Annotated in this window: 15 protein-coding genes; 8 read left to right on the top strand and 7 right to left on the bottom strand. The window is 46.0% G+C overall.

Annotation, left to right across the window (positions count from 1 at the left end):
• Positions 1-159: 159 nt before the first annotated feature.
• From HQN88_RS21190 to HQN88_RS21170, 5 genes are all read left to right on the top strand, one after another.
• Complete coding sequence (locus tag HQN88_RS21190) at positions 160-1,104, top strand: carbohydrate ABC transporter permease (protein WP_173116237.1); 945 nt, start codon at positions 160-162, stop codon at positions 1,102-1,104.
• 20 nt (positions 1,105-1,124) lie between these two features.
• Positions 1,125-1,952 (top strand): carbohydrate ABC transporter permease, encoded by an 828-nt coding sequence (locus tag HQN88_RS21185; RefSeq protein ID WP_173116235.1) that lies wholly within the window; start codon positions 1,125-1,127, stop codon positions 1,950-1,952.
• A gap of 146 nt (positions 1,953-2,098) precedes the next feature.
• The gene (locus tag HQN88_RS21180; protein ID WP_173116233.1) at positions 2,099-3,448 is read left to right on the top strand and encodes an ABC transporter substrate-binding protein; all 1,350 of its coding nucleotides are present in this window, start codon (positions 2,099-2,101) and stop codon (positions 3,446-3,448) included.
• A 107-nt stretch (positions 3,449-3,555) separates the two neighbouring features.
• Positions 3,556-5,346, top strand: a complete 1,791-nt coding sequence (locus HQN88_RS21175) for a cache domain-containing sensor histidine kinase (RefSeq protein WP_173116231.1) — start codon at positions 3,556-3,558, stop codon at positions 5,344-5,346.
• Positions 5,347-5,349: 3 nt separating this feature from the next.
• Entirely contained in the window at positions 5,350-6,972 is a 1,623-nt protein-coding gene (locus HQN88_RS21170; RefSeq protein WP_173116229.1) for a helix-turn-helix domain-containing protein, read from the top strand.
• A gap of 430 nt (positions 6,973-7,402) precedes the next feature.
• Here the strand turns inward: HQN88_RS21170 and gmhB are convergent, their stop codons facing one another.
• From gmhB to HQN88_RS21150, 4 genes are read right to left on the bottom strand one after another with little or no spacing between them, the layout of a single operon-like run.
• Positions 7,403-7,954, bottom strand: a complete 552-nt coding sequence (gmhB, locus tag HQN88_RS21165; RefSeq protein WP_173116227.1) for a D-glycero-beta-D-manno-heptose 1,7-bisphosphate 7-phosphatase — start codon at positions 7,952-7,954, stop codon at positions 7,403-7,405.
• Complete coding sequence (locus HQN88_RS21160; RefSeq protein WP_173116225.1) at positions 7,951-8,655, bottom strand: nucleotidyltransferase family protein; 705 nt, start codon at positions 8,653-8,655, stop codon at positions 7,951-7,953. The genes gmhB and HQN88_RS21160 overlap by 4 nt, the downstream gene beginning before the upstream one ends.
• Before the next feature lie 4 nt (positions 8,656-8,659).
• A complete protein-coding gene (locus HQN88_RS21155; protein ID WP_274318779.1) occupies positions 8,660-9,244 on the bottom strand; it encodes a D-sedoheptulose-7-phosphate isomerase in 585 nt (194 codons plus the stop codon).
• A 2-nt stretch (positions 9,245-9,246) separates the two neighbouring features.
• Positions 9,247-10,272 (bottom strand): GHMP family kinase ATP-binding protein, encoded by a 1,026-nt coding sequence (locus HQN88_RS21150; RefSeq protein ID WP_173116221.1) that lies wholly within the window; start codon positions 10,270-10,272, stop codon positions 9,247-9,249.
• A 258-nt stretch (positions 10,273-10,530) separates the two neighbouring features.
• On the opposite strand from HQN88_RS21150, the gene HQN88_RS21145 reads away from it, so the two are divergent.
• Entirely contained in the window at positions 10,531-12,621 is a 2,091-nt protein-coding gene (locus HQN88_RS21145; RefSeq protein ID WP_173116219.1) for a glycosyltransferase, read from the top strand.
• Between the two features lie 76 nt (positions 12,622-12,697).
• Here the strand turns inward: HQN88_RS21145 and HQN88_RS21140 are convergent, their stop codons facing one another.
• On the bottom strand, positions 12,698-13,729 hold the full coding sequence (locus tag HQN88_RS21140; RefSeq protein ID WP_173116217.1) for a glycosyltransferase: 1,032 nt from the start codon (positions 13,727-13,729) through the stop codon (positions 12,698-12,700).
• Positions 13,730-13,896: 167 nt separating this feature from the next.
• Positions 13,897-14,232, bottom strand: coding sequence for an ArsR/SmtB family transcription factor (locus HQN88_RS21135; protein WP_173116215.1), 336 nt, complete (start codon positions 14,230-14,232; stop codon positions 13,897-13,899).
• Between the two features lie 154 nt (positions 14,233-14,386).
• On the opposite strand from HQN88_RS21135, the gene HQN88_RS21130 reads away from it, so the two are divergent.
• Positions 14,387-15,520 carry an NADH:flavin oxidoreductase gene (locus HQN88_RS21130; protein ID WP_173116213.1) on the top strand — a complete coding sequence of 378 codons (1,134 nt, stop codon included), beginning with the start codon at positions 14,387-14,389 and terminating at the stop codon, positions 15,518-15,520.
• Positions 15,521-15,574: 54 nt separating this feature from the next.
• Here HQN88_RS21130 and HQN88_RS21125 read toward each other — a convergent pair whose 3' ends face one another.
• On the bottom strand, positions 15,575-16,012 hold the full coding sequence (locus tag HQN88_RS21125) for an AbfB domain-containing protein (protein WP_173116211.1): 438 nt from the start codon (positions 16,010-16,012) through the stop codon (positions 15,575-15,577).
• 742 nt (positions 16,013-16,754) lie between these two features.
• Between HQN88_RS21125 and HQN88_RS21120 the strand changes: the two genes are divergently transcribed.
• Entirely contained in the window at positions 16,755-20,048 is a 3,294-nt protein-coding gene (locus tag HQN88_RS21120; protein WP_173116209.1) for an OmpL47-type beta-barrel domain-containing protein, read from the top strand.
• Positions 20,049-20,084 lie beyond the last annotated feature (36 nt).

The following is a 20,084-nucleotide window of genomic DNA, read 5'->3' as shown; positions in this document are numbered from 1 at the left end:
GTAACATTGGTTCCACGTCTAATAAGCCGACTACATGCTCCATTTTTAATAGAAATCGACACTGCAGGTTAAAATATTACTCGAAAGGGTCAATTCTGTGACTTATCCATGAATCGCTCACGAGGTAGACTATAGAAAACACGACATGGGGTGAATTTCATGGCTAACCATATACAATCGCAAGCAGGTAGTATCCCAAGAACCAAAGTGAAATCTAAACAGTCCAAACAACAAATTCGAGAGAATTTGGCCGGATATCTTTTTGTTAGTCCCATGGTGATCGGCTTATTCGTATTCACGTTATTTCCAATCATCGCTTCCTTCTTCTTGAGCTTTACCGATTGGAACTTTGTTGCCGGGTTTTCGAAGGTGAAATTCCTCGGATTGGACAACTTTATTAAACTAATTCATGATAGTGTCTTTCTACTCTCACTTAAAAACAATATGATCTTGATGATCGTTGTTCCGTTAACACTCATTGTTTCACTAGTTTTAGCGGTGCTGATTGATAAGCAGGTTTATTTCAAAGGTGTTTTCAAAGTTATTTACTTCATTCCTTATATTTCAAGTGTTGTTGCAGTAGCGATAGTATTCCAAGTACTTTTCCACCCAACATATGGACCGATTAACCAAACCTTAATCGACTGGGGCATTGCCAATCCACCGAAATGGCTTGCTGACCCTGATTATGCCTTGTATTGTGTAATGGGACTCATGGTGTGGATCAACATTGGGTACAACATGATTATTTTCATGGCGGGACTTCAATCCATCCCGAAAGATCTTTATGAAGCAGCCGATATTGACGGTGCATCCAAATGGAAGCAATTTTATAGCATTACCGTGCCATTACTGTCACCTACAACATTCTTCTTGCTCGTTTCCGGCATTATTGGAACGTTCAAAGTATTCGATGTCATTTCCGTATTGACCAATGGTGGACCAGCTAACTCAACAAGTGTGGTCGTGTACCGCTTATACGAAACAGCTTTCGTTAATCTGCAATCCGGCTATGCATCTGCAATGGCGATTGTGCTTCTCGTACTCGTTCTCTTGATTACGTTAATTCAATGGTTCGGCCAACGTAAATGGGTCAACTACTAAAATAGAATGGAGGTTCAAACATGGATAACAAAAAAAGTCTCAAAAAGATTATTATAACGATATTAATGGCCCTCTTCGGCATCCTGTTCATGACGCCATTCCTTTGGATGATCTCAGCTTCCATGAAGCCAGAGGCCGATGTATTCATTTTCCCGATACAGTGGATTCCTAAACATTTTAGCCTGATTGAAAATTATAAAACGGTATGGACGACGAAATTCCCCTTGTATTACTGGAATTCCATTAAGGTAGCTGTCATCACGACCGCATTATCCGTACTATTTTCATCGATGGCGGCTTATGCCTTTTCTAAAATTAAGTTCCGCGGCTCGAGTATTCTCTTCGTTCTCGTTCTTATTATTTATATGGTTCCGAGTCAGGCAATTCTGGTACCACAATTCCTTTTGCTCCGCTCCATGCACCTGTATGATACACATTTAGGACTTATTCTTCTAGGATCTTTTAGTGTACTAGGTACATTTATGCTCCGTCAGTTCTATCTAGGTATTCATGATGAGTACATGGAATCTGCAAGGATTGATGGCGCTGGTCATGCCCGCATTTTCTGGACTATCTGTACACCGCTTGTACGCCCGGCGATTGCAACATATGCGATTCTGCGCTTTATCTGGACTTGGAATGATTACCAGAATCCATTGATTTTCCTAAGAGACAAGTCGTTATTCACGCTTCCGCTAGGGATTCATTCCTTTGCTGATTTAAATGGCGAGTTCTACTCCCTGATCATGGCCGCATCCGTTTCTGCAATCTTGCCTTTGTTGATCATTTTCATCATTGGACAGAAGCAAGTTATCGAAGGGATCTCCATGGGCGGTGTGAAAGGTTAAACACCAGTTACAAGCAAGATGTCAAAATAAGAGTGCATGAGGTTAAAATATTGCCTCGTGTACTCGAACTAAGTTTGTTACGATTCGTCATGTAAAGGTTTTCAGTAATTCGCAGCATATACAAATATCTTCTTGGAGGGGTTTATATGAAAAAGAGTTTACTCGTTTTAAGTGGTGTTCTAGCGATCAGTGCTGCGCTTGCAGGCTGTGGAAGCAAAAGTGAAGATAAACCAGCAGAAACGGCTGGCGGTGCAGCAACTTCATCAACAAAAGCACCTGTTACGATTAAAGTACAAGGTTGGTACACAGAAGCACAAGGGAACTGGAACAAAACAGTTGAAGCCTATAATGCAACTCACCCGAACGTAAAAGTCGTTTACGAGAGCATGTCCGAGAAGGGCGATTCCCAAGAAGGTATGAAAAAGCTTGATCTACTAGCAGCTTCCGGCGAGCAAATGGACGTTGTGATGTACTCCAGTGCTTCTGACTTTGCACAACGTGTGGGTGCAGGGATTCTTGAGCCACTAGATGAGTATTTGAAAAAAGATAACATCGTCGTTAAAGACGAGTATAAACTTGATCCGATTGTTAACGGCAAATACTATGCGTTGCCTGGTAAAATGATCGAATGGTTCGTTCTTTTGAACAAAGACAAATTAGACGCTGCTAAGCTTCCAGTTCCGACAGAATGGACATGGAATGACTACGCAGAATACGCGAAGAAGATGACTTCCGGTGAAGGCGCAGCGAAACAATACGGTTCCTACTTCCATAACTGGAAAGACTATGCGCTTCTTGCTTTGAACAACAACATGGATAACCCGTACCTAGTGAAATCCGATGGTACAGAAAATATTGATAACCCACAGGTTCGTTTCTCTTTGAACCTACGTAACCAAATGGAAAACGTGGATAAATCATCCGTTCCTTACTTTGAAGTTGTTTCGCAAAAAATGGCTTACCGTGACGTATTCTACGCAGGTAAAACAGCTATGCTAGCAACAGGTAACTGGATGGTTGGTGAGCTTGCACTAAACGCGAAGTTCAACACGGTATTTGCTCCGTATCCGAAATATGATGCGAAAGATACAAACGGTCTGACTGAAGTTGGCGCTGACTTCATGGGTGTTGCTGCGAACTCCAAAAACAAACAAGCTGCTTACGACTTCGTGAAATGGTACACAACAGAAGGTATCCAAACACAAGGTTTGTTCTTCTCCGGTTGGAAAAAAGCAGATATTAACAAAAACGTAGAAGCGATCCTTGCAAGCGGCAAGCCAGATCAAGTTAAATTCATTGATAAAACTTCTTTGCTATCTACTTTGAAAGTGAACAAATCTACAAAATTGGTTGTTCCTCCAACGTATGCGCTGCAACAAGAGAAAGAATACACAACGCAAGTTGAGTTGTTCCTAACAGGTAAGCAAGATCTTGAGAAAACAATTGCAACATCCAAAGCTAAAATTGAAGAAATCAGAAAAAGTAATGCCAAGTAATCGGTAACGGTTAGACTAGCTTTACTGGTATAATGTGTATAGGAAGCAAGAGGAGGCCACCCGGCCCCTCTTTTTTCCCATTTTATTGGAAAAGGCGGGAAACGTTAGTGCTGCAATGGTTTCGCACATTATCTCTTCGTAATAAATTAGTACTAACGATTCTAATTTGTCTGGTGTTACCGTCCATCGTGTCGATGAATGTTTCGAATCTATTCACACGGGATGCGGTTCGTACACAAGTGGCGGACAACGCAAGGCAATCGATGCGTATCACGAGTCAGATTGTAACTGGACAATTGAAGAACATGGTATATATGATGAATTTCATTCAATTTGATGAGGAGCTACAAAAGCCTATCCTCAGCCTAGGCCATGTGGATGATACGACGACCATAGGGGACATTTTTCAAGCTAAGCTTACAATTAATAAAAGGATTTCAACCGTCATGAATCCGCTGGGGAATATGAATGTGACATTATTACTTCCCAATGGTCAATATGTAGCTTCCTATACGACCATTAATTTCGACCCGAAATCTTTTTTGGCAAAAGAGTGGATGAAGGAAGTTAATCAGATTAAGGGTTATAATGTACATTGGATTGGAACTGAACACAATTACAATAGTGAGTCAACGCAACCGTATTTACTAGCAGCAGCTAAGCCACTCGGATTGAATGGTACAACCTATGGCTATGTCATTGTTGGACTTGAGCTGAATGTTCTTCAGAACTTGTTTGCACAATATAAGGAAAATGAAACGATGGTCATTATTGATGAGAATGGCCGCATCTTGGTTGATCAGGACACTAGTCGGATTGGCACGCAATTTGCTAATTTCGATAAGCTTCCTTCCGAAGAGGGTTCCTCCTTTGTCAAGGTAGCAGGTGAAGAGTATATTATGCAGAGTAATCAAATTTCGCCCAATTGGAAGCTCGTCAGTATGGCGCCATACAAGTCTGCGGCCCAACAAATTGAGTCGTTCCGGGAGACAGATTTCATTATCCAGCTCTTCTTTTTACTCTTGTTCGCCGTTGTGCTGCTCTATGTGGTCCGTACATTGACGAAACCTATCGCCAGGCTTGTACAAACCGTTGTTCGAATCGAGTCAGGTCAATTGAGTGAACGATCTAACATTAGTGGCGGTGACGAAGTCGGCCGGCTCGGCTATGTATTTGACCGCATGATCGATCGGATCGAGCTGACGCTCTTCGAGAATAAGCGAGAGCAAGAGCTCAAGCGGAAGGCAGAACTGGCGATGCTTCAGGCACAGATTAATCCGCATTTTCTTTTTAACGTATTGAATTCCATTCGGTTGAAGATCATGATGAAAGGCGACGAAGAGAATGCAGAACTGATTAGCTCATTGTCTGCCCTTTTGCGTATGACCATCAACCGCAATAACGAATACATAACGCTCCATGAAGAGATTGGGATCAACGAGCACTATGTTCGTTTGTTGAATTCGAGGCACGGGGATCGGGTTGTCCTGCGAGTATCAGCGGCTTCCGACACCCTTCTTGTTCAAATTCCGCGTTTCCTGCTGCAGCCGCTTATTGAGAATGCGTATATTCATGGCCTTAAAAGTAAAGCAGGTGAAATAACGATTATTTCCCGACTTGTTGAGGATGGCAGGCTGCAGGTAGAGGTCCAGGATTCCGGTGTTGGCATGACGCCAGAGCGGTTGCTCACGCTTCGCAATCATTTAGAAGCCACCCCAATAATGCCTGTAGAGGAAGAAGGAAGCAGTCCTTCCCTATCGGGGATTGGTATACATAATGTGTTTGAGCGGCTTCGGATGATTTATGGTCATTATTTTGATTACAGTATTGAAAGCAGTCTGGGACACGGTACTCAGATTATTCTGCTCTTTCCACAGCAACCAGAGAAGGAGGTGTGACCTATGTACACCGTCATGATTGTAGATGATGATATTCCGGTTCTTGAATTTCTAAAAACGACGATCCAATGGGAAGAGCTCGGCTATCAATTGACTGGCGTTTATGCGAGTCCCTTGGATGCACTGAAGGCGGGTCAGCGAACCAAAATAGATGTGTTGATTAGCGACATTGGGATGCCTGAGATCAATGGGCTAGAGTTAATCAAGTCCCTCCGGGAGGAGGATCCGAACGTGAAGGCTGTGATTCTCTCTTGCCATGATGAATTTCACTATGCGCAGGCGGCAGTTAAGCTTTCGGTGAGTGAATATATTTTGAAGGAAACGATGAATGTCAGCAATATCACGGAAGTATTGACCAGGCTAAAGGAGCAATTGGATGCGGAGAATCGTCAGCAGTCGAAGAGCCGCAAGTTAGAGAAAGAAGTCTCCCAGCAACGCGGCGCGTCCAAGCGCCAGTTCATCCGAAGCACTGTGAACGAACCGTTATTTGATGCTGCGGAGTGGAGCGCTAAAGCAAGTGACTTCGGTATTCAGCTGAATAAGCATGCAGTCCTGCCTGTATTCGGCTATGCCAATCGGGTGAAAGAAGCGAATAGTCGGTTCCAGTCGACAGATCTCTTCGAATATACGATTCAGAATATCGTGGAAGAGCTGCTCGTGGATCAAAAGGAAGTGACCTTGTTCACCTACGGTACGGGTGAAATTGTGTTGTTATTTCCCCATTTCTCAGAGCTGCATGTAAACAACAGCCAGAAGATGGAGCAGACGCTTCGGCAGTTGCAGGCATGCTTGCAGAAGTATGCGAAAATCTCTTTCTCGTTCATCACCGGGACTCCGGTGAAGGATGTACGGGCGTTGAAGGATCAATTAATTCGCATGGTAGAGGCGAAGGCGATCCGATTCTATATGCCAGAGTCCTCGGTTAGCAAGCTTGAGCATCTGCGGGAAGGTTTCGGGGATGGCGGGGAGCTGCTCGCTCAGTATGCCCAGGCGTTAGATGAATTTCGCGGTGTGGTGTTCGATGAGCGTGCAGAAGGGATTGATGCCTTCGTCTCGAAGTGGGTCGATTTCATCCAGTACAACCGCTTCCGCCCCCTAGAAGTGAAGGATTGGCTGCTCAAAATGATCCTCGATGTGCGGATGCGCCTCAAGTCGCTGCAGCACTATCAATCGACGTTTTCCTCGGAGTTGCTGCATCATGATGTGCACGAATTGTCGTCCATCCGCGAAATGGAGTTGTGGCTCAAGGATTATTTGCAGCAAGCCATCGAGTGGGCGGGACAAGTGTATCGGGAGTCGCATAATCGCGAGATTCTCGAATGTCAGCGGTTCGTGTACAACCATCTCGATACGAAAATATCACTGGAAGATGCCGCGGCGCATCTGCATCTGCACCCGAGCTACTTGAGCCGCTTGTTCAAGCGGGAGACTGGCGAGAACTTCATCGAGTACGTGACGCGGATGAAGATGGAGAAAGCAAAGGAGCTTCTGGAGATCACGGATAAAAGCGTGGAACAAATCTCGGATATGCTCGGCTACGAGAATAAGAACTACTTCGGCAAGCTGTTCAAGGCGCATACCGGCTTCGTGCCCAATGTGTATCGGGGACAGACGAAGGGGAGTTAGTTATCCTCACAGCGAAGCTTTCCCTTATTTCATGTATAATCACACTTCAATTTATCTGATTTCGACTTTCCCACTTGGATAAATGGAGAACATACAGCTAATTCTCGCAAATTCCTCCTAATTTCACGATTAGATGGAATTTACGCAGTTAAATCATCGAATTTCATCCGTATTCTCTTGAAATCTTGAAATTACATGGATTATTTCCAGTTAATTCACTGTAACACGAATTAAAACGTGAGATTAGCTGTACAAAATACAGTTACTCTAGTGTTTGGTCCACGGCTGCCCCCTGCACGAGAGAGGAGCACCAACGCGGCTGCCGCATACAAAAAGGGACGTACTTCTCAAGTACAGTCCCTTTTCTTGTATTTCTCCATTAACGCTTCGTCCTTGAAGGACGGCGGCGTTTTTTTTCACATGTGATGGCTTATTTACATGTTTCGAAAAAACGCTCAGCCGCCTCGCCTACATGCTTCACAGTAAACGTAGCCGCTGTAGCAGTACTTGCCTCACCGTTGCGGATCAAGATCGTGGTTCCGACTCCAACACGCAAACCTGCTTCGATGTCACTCTCTTTATCACCTATGATCACCGATGAGGCAAGATCCAGCTGGAACTCCCGTTTTGCTTGTAAAATCATACCCGGATTCGGTTTTCGGCAGAATGCATCTTGTTTGTATTCACCGACGCCGTGTACCGGGTGATAGGGACAAAAATAGACTTTGGTGATCAGGATTCCATGTGCCTCGAATTGCTCCGTCATCCATGTCGTTAACGTCCGAAAGTCTTCCTCCGTGTAATATCCACGCCCAATGCCCGCTTGGTTAGTCACGATGACGAGTAAAAACCCAGCCTGCTGAAAACGTAAGAGTGCTTCAAATATATCCTTGCTAAACTCGAAATCCTCTACTTTGTAAACATACGATTTATCAACGTTAATTACACCGTCTCGGTCGAGCAAAAGCGCCTTCGATCTCATCCGTTCCCACTTCCGGTTCCAAGCTCAGACTTCGCACGCTCATAGTCTTCCGGCATGCCAATATCGATAAAATAACCTTCACTTAGGAAGCCATACATGTTAAGTTTCTGTGCGCCAGAATCTCCTAGAAATTGCTCAAATGAAAATGGGACTGGCAGCTCGAACGGATCCCATAAATCGGTACGAGCTACGTACACACCACCATTGATCAAGCCGGATTCGCACATTCGTTTCTCTTGAAAGCTCAGCACCTTACAGTCCGAACTGACGATAACAGCACCGTATCGGTCAAAGCGTTTCATCGGCTTAAGCGAAAGCGTGAGGTCAGCAGCGCGGTTATTATGAACCTGTACCAAATGCGGGATATCGACGTGGAACAACGTGTCTCCATTTACTAGAAGGACCTGATCGCTGGAAATCTGAGTCATCGCCTTCTTAAGCGCTCCTCCGGTTCCTAGCGGTTCTTCTTCCACCGAATAGGCAATATCTATTGCTCCGAAACGATGGCCAAAATAAGAGCTAATGGTTGCATGTTTGTAGCCTACCGCAAGTATTACCCTGCGAACCCCTTGCATCTCCAATCGCTCAAGAATGTAATGCAGAAATGGTTTGCCCCCTACCGGAGCCATTGGTTTGGGCAAATCCCATATAACCTCACGCAAACGTGTTCCTAGTCCACCAGCTAAAATGATGGCTTCCATAGGGTTAAAATCCCTTACCAAATATAGATTCTTCTACGATTGCGCATAAAATATGGCCAATTAGTATGTGCGCTTCTTGAATTCTCGGGGTTTCTTGGGAGGGTATCCGTATACAGATATCGCAAAGGGCAGCCATGCGGCCTCCCAATTCACCGGTCAGACCAATGGTTGTGATCCCCATAGCACGGCACATTTCTAAACCTCTGATCACATTGGGGGAGTTACCGGATGTAGAGATGCCAATAAATAAGTCTCCACTTTGGCCGTTAGCTTGAATTTGTCGTGCAAACAACTGTTCATATCCGTAGTCGTTTCCGATTGCAGTAAGAATGGAGGTATCCGTCGTAAGCGCGATGCACGGCAGGCCAGGGCGGTCGAAATAAAAACGGCTGACGAATTCGCCTGCAATATGCTGGGCATCGGCTGCACTTCCTCCATTGCCGCCGAGCATTATTTTATTGCCATTTCGGTAAACCTCGATCATTTTTCTTGCTGCCTGCTCGATGAAACGGAGTAGATCTCTATCCTTTGCAATAGCCCGTTTAATCTCCATTGCCCGTAAAATTTCACTGCTAATATAGGTTTTCACACTTATACCCTCCATCCTTGCGTTCCGCTCTTTGTAAAATGGAATTGAAACACCTTGCCTCCTAATTCGTTCAAGCGTTGTACAACCTGTATGCGTTTGACGGGATCCACGATAAACATCATAAATCCGCCTCCCCCTGCTCCGGATACCTTGCCTGCTAGTGCACCGGCATTCATTGCTGTATCGTATATGAAGTCAATTCGTTCGTTCGTAATAGAGGCTGCCATCTTTTTTTTGGCACTCCAGGATTTTCCCAAGTGCTCAGCAAACTTGTTGATTTCTCCTTTTAGGATGCATTCCTTGATCGCATATGCCTCTGCTTTCACGATATGGGTTGCTTTGAGGGCTGACGGTTTGTTATCGCGTGTATTACGGACTTGTTCGTCAATAATCTTGGCAGATTCCCTTGATGCTCCTGTGTAATATAAAATCATAGAGCTCTCCAATTCACTGATAATCCAGTTTTTTACCCGAAGTGGGTTCACAATAACCCGATTATTGTCGTAAAACTCAATAAAGTTGAATCCACCAAAGGTAGCTGCGTATTGATCCTGCTTCCCGCCACCCCATCCGACATCGATACGCTCGATGTCATAGGCAAGTTGAGCAATTTCATACTCCCCGAGCGGCAGATTAAGCCATTCTACAAAAGCCTTTAGCATAGCGACCACCATCGTGGATGATGAACCAAGACCGGATCCTGCTGGAGCATCAGAATAGGTGGTCATCCGAAATGAGAGAGGCTCGTCCTGCCTAAATTGTTTGATAACCCGGTTATACACGCCTTTATGCAAGCTTAGACGACCATCCAATTCCAACTCTGGAAGAGCGACTGTATGGAATTCTTCATTAAGATCTGCAGCGACAAAAGTAAGGTTACCATCATCGATGACCTCTATCGTGCAATAGGCGTATAAATCAATCGTCGCATTCAATACGCATCCTCCGAATAAGTCGCAGTAGGGCGACACATCTGTTCCGCCTCCGGCTAGCCCCAATCTTAAAGGAGCTTTTGATCTAATGATCATGTGCTACCTCCGTTCCATGTTGTCCAATATACTTCATAACCAATTCAGCATATGTAGGAGTAAGACAACTTGTATGGACGGATGGTGCAGGGTTGAATATTTTCCACCCTTTGTGCTTTTTGAAAATAAACGTTTGTCCCATTCAGACCTTTTACGGAGGGAATAGTATAGCTATGTGATAATGAATTGCGCCTAGGAGGGGTACCGGTGAAGCTAAAGGCTAGGAGAACGAAGAGAAAGATATTGGGGTCCATACGCGTGCGTAAGCTACGTAGATATAAACCAGGTCGGCGACTAGTGCTCAAACGTGGGAAATCCGTACGTGCAAGGTGGAAGAATCGGAGAAAACGGTCAGTTATGAAGCTCTACCAACGCAACAAGATCCGTCATTTGAGACCTCGCCGGATCCGTAAAGGATTACGACTCGTGAATAAGCTGGTGGTACCAAGCTCATCTCAGCCATTGGTCAGCATTATTATTCCGGTCTACAACAAATGGAGTTTTACTTACAAATGTTTGATGTCTATCGTTCAGAACACACATGGAATTCCTTATGAGATCATCGTGATGGACGATCGTTCAAACGACGTAACAGCACGTATTGGTCATTTCGTCAGAGGAATCACTGTCATCCGCAATAAGGTGAAGAGAGGATTCCTTCATAATTGTAATCATGGGGCAGCGACGTCCAGAGGAAAGTATGTATTATTCTTAAATAACGATACGGTAGTGACTCCCGGTTGGTTGGCACATCTATTGTCTTTACCGGAGAAAGATCCAACTATTGGAATCGTAGGCTCTAAGTTGATATATCCAGATGGAAGACTTCAGGAGGCTGGCGGTATTGTCTATAACAACGGGTATGCTATTAATTTCGGTCGATTAGATAACCCGGACAAACATGAATACAACTATGTCAAGGAAGTGGATTACATCTCAGGGGCATCAATCATGATTCGCAAAGACGTATGGCATAGAATAGGCGGATTTGACCAACATTTCGCACCGGCTTACTCCGAGGATGTGGATATTGCATTCAAAGCAAGACAACACGGGTACAAGGTTATTTACCAACCCAAATCCGTTGTCGTGCACTACGAGGGCGTATCCCACGGTACAGACACTAATAAAGGAATAAAGAGATATCAGGTGATTAACCAGCAGAAATTTAGGGAAAAATGGGCGGGCGTGTTGCTTCGTGATCAAGTTGCTTATGGTGAGCACCTCTTCTGGGCGAGGGAACGCTCAAGGAATAAAAAAACAATTCTAGTTATTGACTACGGTGTTCCAAGTTTCGATAAAGATGCGGGCAGCCGAACGACATTCATGTATCTGAAACTCTTTGTGGACATGGGCTTTAATGTCAAATTTTTACCAGACAACTTCATCAAACCAGAGCCTTATGGCTCAGAACTCGAACAGCTCGGCATTGAGATTCTTCACGGACCACAGGACCGTGGGTATTACGAGCACTGGATTGTTAGGCACAAAGATTACATTGATTATGTTATGTTGAACCGGCCCAACACTGCACATCACTATATGGATCTAATTAAAACCCATACCCGTGCGAAAATTCTGTATTATGGTCATGACATGCATTATATCCGGGAACTGAAGCGATTCGGATTGGAGAACAATCGTGAACTGCTGCAAGCATCCGAGTTCATTAAAAGGTTGGAGTTTGACATGTTCAGCAAAGCGGATACCGTTTTGACCTGCAGCGACTCAGAAAAACGAATTATCGAAGGTAATTTTCCAAATAAAACGACTGTGTTGCTTCCAGCTTACTACTTTGACCATACGATACCGACAACAAAGCAATGGAGTGAACGCAATGGTCTACTGTTTGTTGGCGGCTTCGGTCATAGTCCTAACACTGACGGTATTTTGTGGTTTTGTCGCGATATCCTGCCTATTGTGCAACAGGCGATTCCTGATATACACATGTTCGTCGCTGGCTCCAACCCACCGCCTGCTGTAGTTGGCTTACAATCCGATCGAATTACAGTCACCGGATTTATACCAGACCAAGAACTTGTACAGCTGTATGGAAATACGAGAATTGCTGTCGTTCCACTTCGGTACGGCGCAGGCGTGAAGGGTAAAACAGTGGAAGCTATGCGCCATCAGATGCCATTAGTTACGACCAGCACGGGGATAGAAGGACTGCAGGATATTAGGCAGATTATTGAACCTATGAATGCACCTCATGCATTTGCTGAGCAAATCATCCAGTTATACCACAATCACAGTCTATTAGCGCATAAGGCCGAACAAAGTAGGATGTACGTGGAAACTTACTTCTCTAAATCCAAAGCTTTAGAGAGTATGATGTCGGCTTTATAATGCAGGAAATTCTTATATTTTGATAAAAAGTGACTGAAAGTTTCGACTTTCAGTCACTTTTATTTGTTTTTCACACCTATTTAGTAAAATAATGTTCCATAACAGCTGGGTGTTTCCCAGTAAAAGGCTTCGTCACAATATCATATTCGATACGATCTACCGGTTTCCCTAAGTATTGATCGACATCACGGCGGCGGTTATCATTCGCTTTAACTTGGGAACCGAAAGCATAATGGTAATGGAAGGCTGAAATCGGCTCAGCTCTATTGGGAATTTCCCACATGTAACGTCCGAACAGATGCACTTTGCAGTGATTCTTGGCATCGTCGTATCGTATACCTATATGATTGCGCCACATGAACCATTTGTTGACAGACCAGTGTTCGTCGTTCGGTGCACTTATTCGAATGGTTTGGGGATTCATCCAGAATTGCACCCACGGAAATGAGATAGCATCTGCTTCTTGCTGGGCCATAAGCCGGGGCAAGGCATCACGGAAGCTATCATCCATGATCTCATCTGCATCGATCGCCATAATCCAATCTCCAATAGCTTGGTCGACTAGGAAATTCCTTACGATAGACTCGTTCCAATCATCGGAATAGGGTAATCCCGTTTGTTTAATATGGAATAGCCTAATATTCGCACGGTTTTTCCACTGATTGATGATATTTACACTGTCGTCGGTGCTTCCTCCGTCCACAATAAGAATTTCATCGGCATAGGAAGCCACATTTGCTAGAAATAGCGGGAGATACTTTTCCTCATTCAAAATTGGCACAATGACCGAAAGCTTGGGCTTCGTCTCAATTAGCGGAGCGTGCGGAACATCCAGTGGTGCGTAAACGATAGGAACGTTTATTAAAGGAGGAGGCTGCTTGGCCTGGGGAGTCGATCGTAATGATCTGCTTCTACGCAGGCGTTTTTTAACTTTTCGCAGTAGGCGCTTGCGAAGTTTTATAGTTCGCAAAGGACGCTTGCGTAATTTTATTGTTCTCCGCGTTCGTGGAAATGCGATTCCAATTTTCCTGCGACTTCTCTTAAGCAGCTTTTGTTTCCGGTTCGTTTTGGCCGCCTTTCTTATTACCTGTCGGAGAACTTTTTTCATAGAGGACCTCCTTCGCTGTATGGTTGAGCGATCTTGAATCACCAATTGTTTACAGGGCCATTCCTGTAATCCAACTTAGTATATTCAGGCGTCTCTGCCTACGAATGGACGAATAACTACGTATGCGTTTTTGCAGGCCCAATCACAGTGAATGAAAGCGACTCATCTCATTCATTTTGGTTCTCGATAGGTTCGTGAGAGTTTTCGTAAGCATGGAGGATCGAATTGAGTAAGCCAGGGAATCTTTCTTCTAAATCATCCCTTCGTAAGGACAAGAAGCGCTGAGTCCCCTGCACGCGGACATGGACAACGCCAGCTTCACGCATGGTGCGCACATGATGAGACAATGTTGATTTCACAACACTCACTTCAATGCCGCCGCAGGTGCATTCCCCTAATTTATGGATGTCGGAGACGATCGATAATCGGACGGGATCGCTTAACGCATAGAGGACGGATGAGAGATGCATATCCGCTTTGTCTGGGTGAAATAGTACTTTCATGATGCTTCCTCCTTGTTAAAGCGTAGTGATTGCATTTTACCATACTGCATGTTATATTTCTATTGTTCGATAACAATCGAATTAATAAAACAATAAGTGCGGGGAACCCATAGCATAAACAAACCCTACCCCCAATTGAAACGGAGGAATGACCATGTCTACTACCGATACCAATCAAACGACGCAATCTCATTCTGTAGAAGCGTTATTCCAACCTTTTACACTAGGCAATCTCCATCTTGCGAATCGCGTAGTGATGGCACCGATGACGCGAGCCTTCTCACCGAATGGCGTACCTGGACAGGACGTGGTGGATTATTACCGTCGCCGCGCCGAGAATGGCGTTGGTCTTATTATTACCGAAGGTACGCTGATCAATCATCTAGCGGCAACGGACAATCCCAGTATCCCTAACATCCATGGCGAAGAAGCGCTCGCAGGTTGGAAACGCGTGGTTGACGCTGTGCATGAAGCGGGAGGGCGCATTGTTCCGCAGCTCTGGCATGTCGGGATGACCCGCAAAAACGGTTCGCTTCCGCACCCAGAGGCGCCATCGATTGGACCGTCAGGCCTTACGTTAACGGGCGAACAAGTGAATGAGCCGATGACGCAGGCGGACATCGATCAAGTCGTGCAAGCTTTCGCACAAGCGGCAGCGGATGCCAAACGAATCGGCTTCGACGGCATCGAGCTTCATGGCGCCCACGGTTACTTGATCGATCAGTTCCTATGGGAGAAAACGAATCAGCGCACGGATAAATACGGTGGCAGTATGTTGGCTCGCACACGATTTGCCGTGGAAGTCATTGAAGCTTGCCGCCGCGCAGTAGGGCCTGATTTCCCGATTATCATTAGGCTGTCGCAATGGAAATCGGCCGAGTATACGGCCAAACTTGCCACTACGCCAGAGTTGCTCGGAGAATTGCTTGCACCACTCGTAGAAGCTGGCGTAGACATATTCCACTGTTCGACCCGCAGGTTCTGGGAACCTGAGTTCGAAGGATCTAATCTCAATTTTGCAGGCTGGGTGAAGCAGTTAACGGGCAAACCTACGATTGCAGTGGGATCCGTTGGTTTAGATGATGAATTCATGGGCTCCTTCAGAGGGAAGAGCGCAGGCACGGCAGACATCAACGAGTTGCTTGTACGCCTAGAGCAGAACGAGTTCGACCTCGTAGCCATTGGACGCGCGCTCTTGGTTGACCCTGCGTGGGTTGAAAAAGTGCGAGACGGACGTTTTAATGAATTACTACCTTTTTCACCTGACGCGCTGCAACGATTGTACTAATCCTCATATATACAAAGAAAAGAGATGACATCCCTGTCATCTCTTTTTTCGACTTTAGTAATTTGTACGCGTAAACGTCGCATCACTTTTCACCGTTGCCGTGCTAGAGGCGTTGATGACTTCCGCACGCAGCACGTAATTATAATGGCGGATGTAATAGGTAGGCGCACTATAGGATTGGAACGAGACCTTGCTGCTGTCTGCCCATCCAGCTACGAGGTTGAAAGTAGCATCCTGATTAAAGGTCGTCGTGCCGTCAAATTGCGCAAGGACGATCCCATTACTCGCATTTTTCCGGATAAAATAGCCTGGGAAATTGATCGATTCGAGTGAAACGCTAGATGCATTAGCTAAGCCTGGCACCACGCGGAACTGTGAATCCAGAGCTGGTGAAACGTTAGGATCTACGCGAAGTGTATAATTAGAGTGACGTATGAAGTACGTAGGGAAATTGTACGACGCAAATGCTCTGAGATCGGGTCTCCACTTCATCGTACGAAAATATGTAAGCGGTTACAAATAAACGAAAGTGATATTCATGAACAATGTTGCTCAGCGACAAGTGAAGTTTGTGAAGGAAACTTTAATTAACTGATATGTGGGTTGGCTGACTCTTCCTCCCGCATCGGAATAACTGGAAAACCTCCATCTAAATTTATGATTTACGAGGTGTTTGATGAACTAACTGGAAAACATGCAGCTAAATTTGGTCATTCTCGCCATTTTCACTGAATCGGGCAGAATTACCTGTACTTTTTCCATCTAAATCCAATTTAATGGGGTAATTGCTTGAAATAACTGGAGAATTTCCATCTAACTATAGGCGGGAGAGGTGGTATGAGAGTAGATAGGGTTAGGTGGGGGGAGGAGTGATGAGAGTAGATGGAGGCAGGTGTGGGAGGAGTGATGAGAATGGGTAAGGGTAAATGGAGGCAAGTAGGTGAAGACGAGAGTAGATGCGATTAGGGTGGAAGGTGAGGAGGAGATTAATTGGTGGCAGAAGGCTTAGTGGAGATGAGAATAGCGGGTGGGTAGGCAGAATCTAAGCTCTTTTGGAAAAGTATCTAGTTATTTGGTATCCTGCACAAATTTCCATGTCTTTACAATAAAATAGCAAATTTCGCAATTATCCTATGGTAAAATAAGATGGTTCTTAGATAGCTTGTCTGTCCGATAAGCAAGCGCTTATGTAGAAAAGATTTTGACTCAGCCACTAAGCTAAGGAGGAATTGTAATGAGTAAGCTCAAGGGATGGAAGACGAGATTATGGAAGACAACGTTGGCGTTGACAGTAGCAATACCGTTCCAAGTACTGGCGACAAGCAGCTGGCAGGCCGTGATGGCGGAGGGACCGACAGATCCAGCGCCGTTCATTGAAGCCAAAGTTGTTAACGGAAATGCAGGGAAGAAAGTGCTTTTTGACAATACACATGAGCAGACAGCTGGCGCAGCGGATTGGGTCATTGATGGGGCTTTTTCGGATTTCGGCAATGCGTTAGCGAATAATGGTTATTATGTCAAAGAACTGCGCAAAACGACGCCAATCACGTTGGCCGATTTGAGCGGTTATGATGTGTTCGTGGTAGCGGAGTCCAATGTTCCGTACAAAACAAGTGAGCAAAACGCCCTAGCCCAATACGTGGCGGGGGGCGGCAGCATATTCTTCATCGGCGATCATTACAATGCCGATCGGAACAAAAACCGCTGGGATGGCTCCGAGGTATTCAACGGCTATCGCCGTGGAGCCTGGACGAATCCAGCAGCAGGCATGAGTGCGGAAGAGTCAGCATCGTCGGCGATGCAAGATGTAGCAAGTTCGGACTGGCTGGCGACACAGTTCGGTCTGCGTTTCCGCTATAACGCCCTCGGCGATATTAATGCTAATAACATCGTTGCGCCTGCGCAAGCATTTGGGATTACGACAGGTGTCTCCAGTGTGGCGATGCACGCAGGATCTACGCTAGCCATTATTGACCCAACGAAGGCGAAGGGGATTGTGTACTTGCCGCAAACGAATGAAGCTTGGGCGAATGCGGTTGATCAAGGTGTGTACAATGGCGGCGGAGTGGCAGAAGGGCCTTACGTGGCTGTTGCAAAAGCAGGCGCAGGGAAGGCGGCCTTCATCGGGGATTCCTCACCGGTCGAGGATGCAACGCCGAAATATGTGCGTGAGGATACTGGCGCGAAGAAGACGACGTACGATGGGTTTAAAGAAGTGGACGACGGCAAGCTGCTCGTCAACATGGTGAACTGGCTTTCGACCAAAGAGAGCTATACCAGCCTCGCTGAAGTAAGCGGCTTGCAGCTGGACCAGCCAACGGCTTTGCTGCCGTTCGAAGCTCCGGCGGCATCGACGGAACCACAGCCAGAACCGTGGGCAGCACCAAACGCCGGCTACAAATGGTATGACCGCAGCACGTTCAAACCAGGCTCCTATGGTGGCCCTGCGGCAACGGCGAGCACCACATACAGCTTCGTGAAACAAGCTGTATTGCCGAATGCGGTGGATTTCCCGATCAGAGTCGTTGTGGATAACTTACCGCCTTCAACAACTGTAACGGGATTCAGCCTTGGCATTTACCTAGTCAGCGGTGGATCACAAATCGCCAAGGTACAAAATGCAGATGGCACATGGCCAACGGCGTATGCGTATAGCTCCACGTTTAGCGTAACCGCAGATATTAACGGACACGCGACGAAAGACCTGAATGTACGCGTAGTTCCAGGAACGACCGCACCAGCGAATCTCCGATTGCGCCTGAACGGCACGAATCTGAAAACTGAAGCCGTAACGCTTGGAAACGTTCCTGCGGAAAACTTGCCGGAAGAGGAGAATCCGATTCCTGCCAAGATCGACATTTCCGAAGCACGTGCGAAAGCAGCAGGTACGTTGGTGACAGTTGAGGGTGTCGTTACGACAGAGCCGGGTGCTTTTGGCGGGCAAGCCTTCTACTTACAAGATGCAACAGGCGGCGTGTATGTATTCCAAAGCTTGAGTGGCTTCCACCAAGGGGATACGGTAAAAGTAACAGCTTCAACAGCGCTATTCAACACCGAGTTTGAGCTTGCTGATCCTGTAGAGATTGCCAAAACAGGCGTCGCTGCGCTCCCAGCATCCACCCTAGTATCCGCTGTGACAGCGGACAACCAAGGGCAATTGCTCACACTTAACGATGTAACGATTAGCAACATCATCACGGCAACGCCAGCGGGCTCTTTTGAATTCGACGCTATCAAAGATGGCGTAAGCAACCACATTCGTGTCGATACACGAACAGGTTTATCCTTAAGCACCTTCCCCTACACAGCTGGGCAAAAGGTGACGATTCAAGGTGTTGGCGCTATTTTCAAAGGTGTATTCCAATTGAAGCCACGGGGTTTGAGCGATTTCAGCGTGGCTGCTGATACCGCAGCGCCAGTAACAACAGCTATCCTTTCCAGTACACCGAATGCAGCAGGTTGGTTCAAGGAAGACGTTACCGTCACGTTAACTGCAGTTGATGATCAAGCGGGAGCGGTGACTACTGAATATGTCATCAATGGTGGAACGCCAGTTGCTTACACAGCGCCAATCTCGATTAGTTCTGAGGGCTCAACAACATTGAGTTATTCCTCTAAGGATGCTGCGGGCAATGTTGAAGTGGCAAAGTCCTTGGCAGTAAAGCTGGATAAAACAGCGCCAACAGCGACTCTTACCGAGTCGGGTCATGCCGTCAAAGATGTGACCGATACGAATCCGGTTATCTTAAATTTGGCTGTCAACGATGCTATTTCAGGAGTTGTAGAGCAATCTCTGACCCTTGATGGTCATGCCATTACAAGTGGTCAAACGATTGCCCCAGGCAGTTTAGCTGTAGGCGCACACACGGTGGCGTACCTTGTAGCGGATGCTGCAGGGAACACGACGAGTGCCTCGCAGACATTTAACGTAGTTAAGAAGCCATTATCCATCGGAGTTCCTGGTCAGCCTGTTTTAAGCTCCAATGCCGGATATTCCGGTTTAAAAGATGGCAACTACACGATCACCATGAACATGTGGTGGGGGAATAATGGTTCGACTTTCAAGTTATACGAGAACGGTGTTCTTATTTCTACTAAAACACTTTCCGATGCCTCCCCAGCGGCTCAAATTGCCAAAGTGGATGTAACCGGCAAATCAAACGGCACGTACACGTACACCAGTGAACTTATTAATCTATTCGGTACGACAACTAGTCAGCCTATCGTTGTAACGATCACAGACGCATCCCCAGGTAAGCCTGTCCTATCACAGAACAATTGGGATGGGGATGGCAACTACAATGTGAGTATGAACATGTGGTGGGGCACTAATGCAACAGGGTATCGCCTCTACGAAAATGACGTGCTCATTGACGAGAAAAGTTTGCAAGCCGCATCGCCAAGTGCACAAAGTGCTGTTACAGCCATCGCTGGGCGCGCAATTGGGGTTTATCAATATCGGGTCGAGCTGTTCAATGCAGCTGGCGTGACTTCGAGTGACGTGGTAAGTGTCACGGTTACGAAGTAAGCGGAGGTACTGAACGGTACAGAGAAAATAGCCCTT

It is taken from the genome of Paenibacillus qinlingensis (assembly GCF_013204845.1).
GTDB lineage: Bacteria > Bacillota > Bacilli > Paenibacillales > NBRC-103111 > Paenibacillus_E > Paenibacillus_E qinlingensis.
Note: the sequence above shows the minus strand (reverse complement) of the source record. Positions and strands in the feature narration are given on the sequence as shown.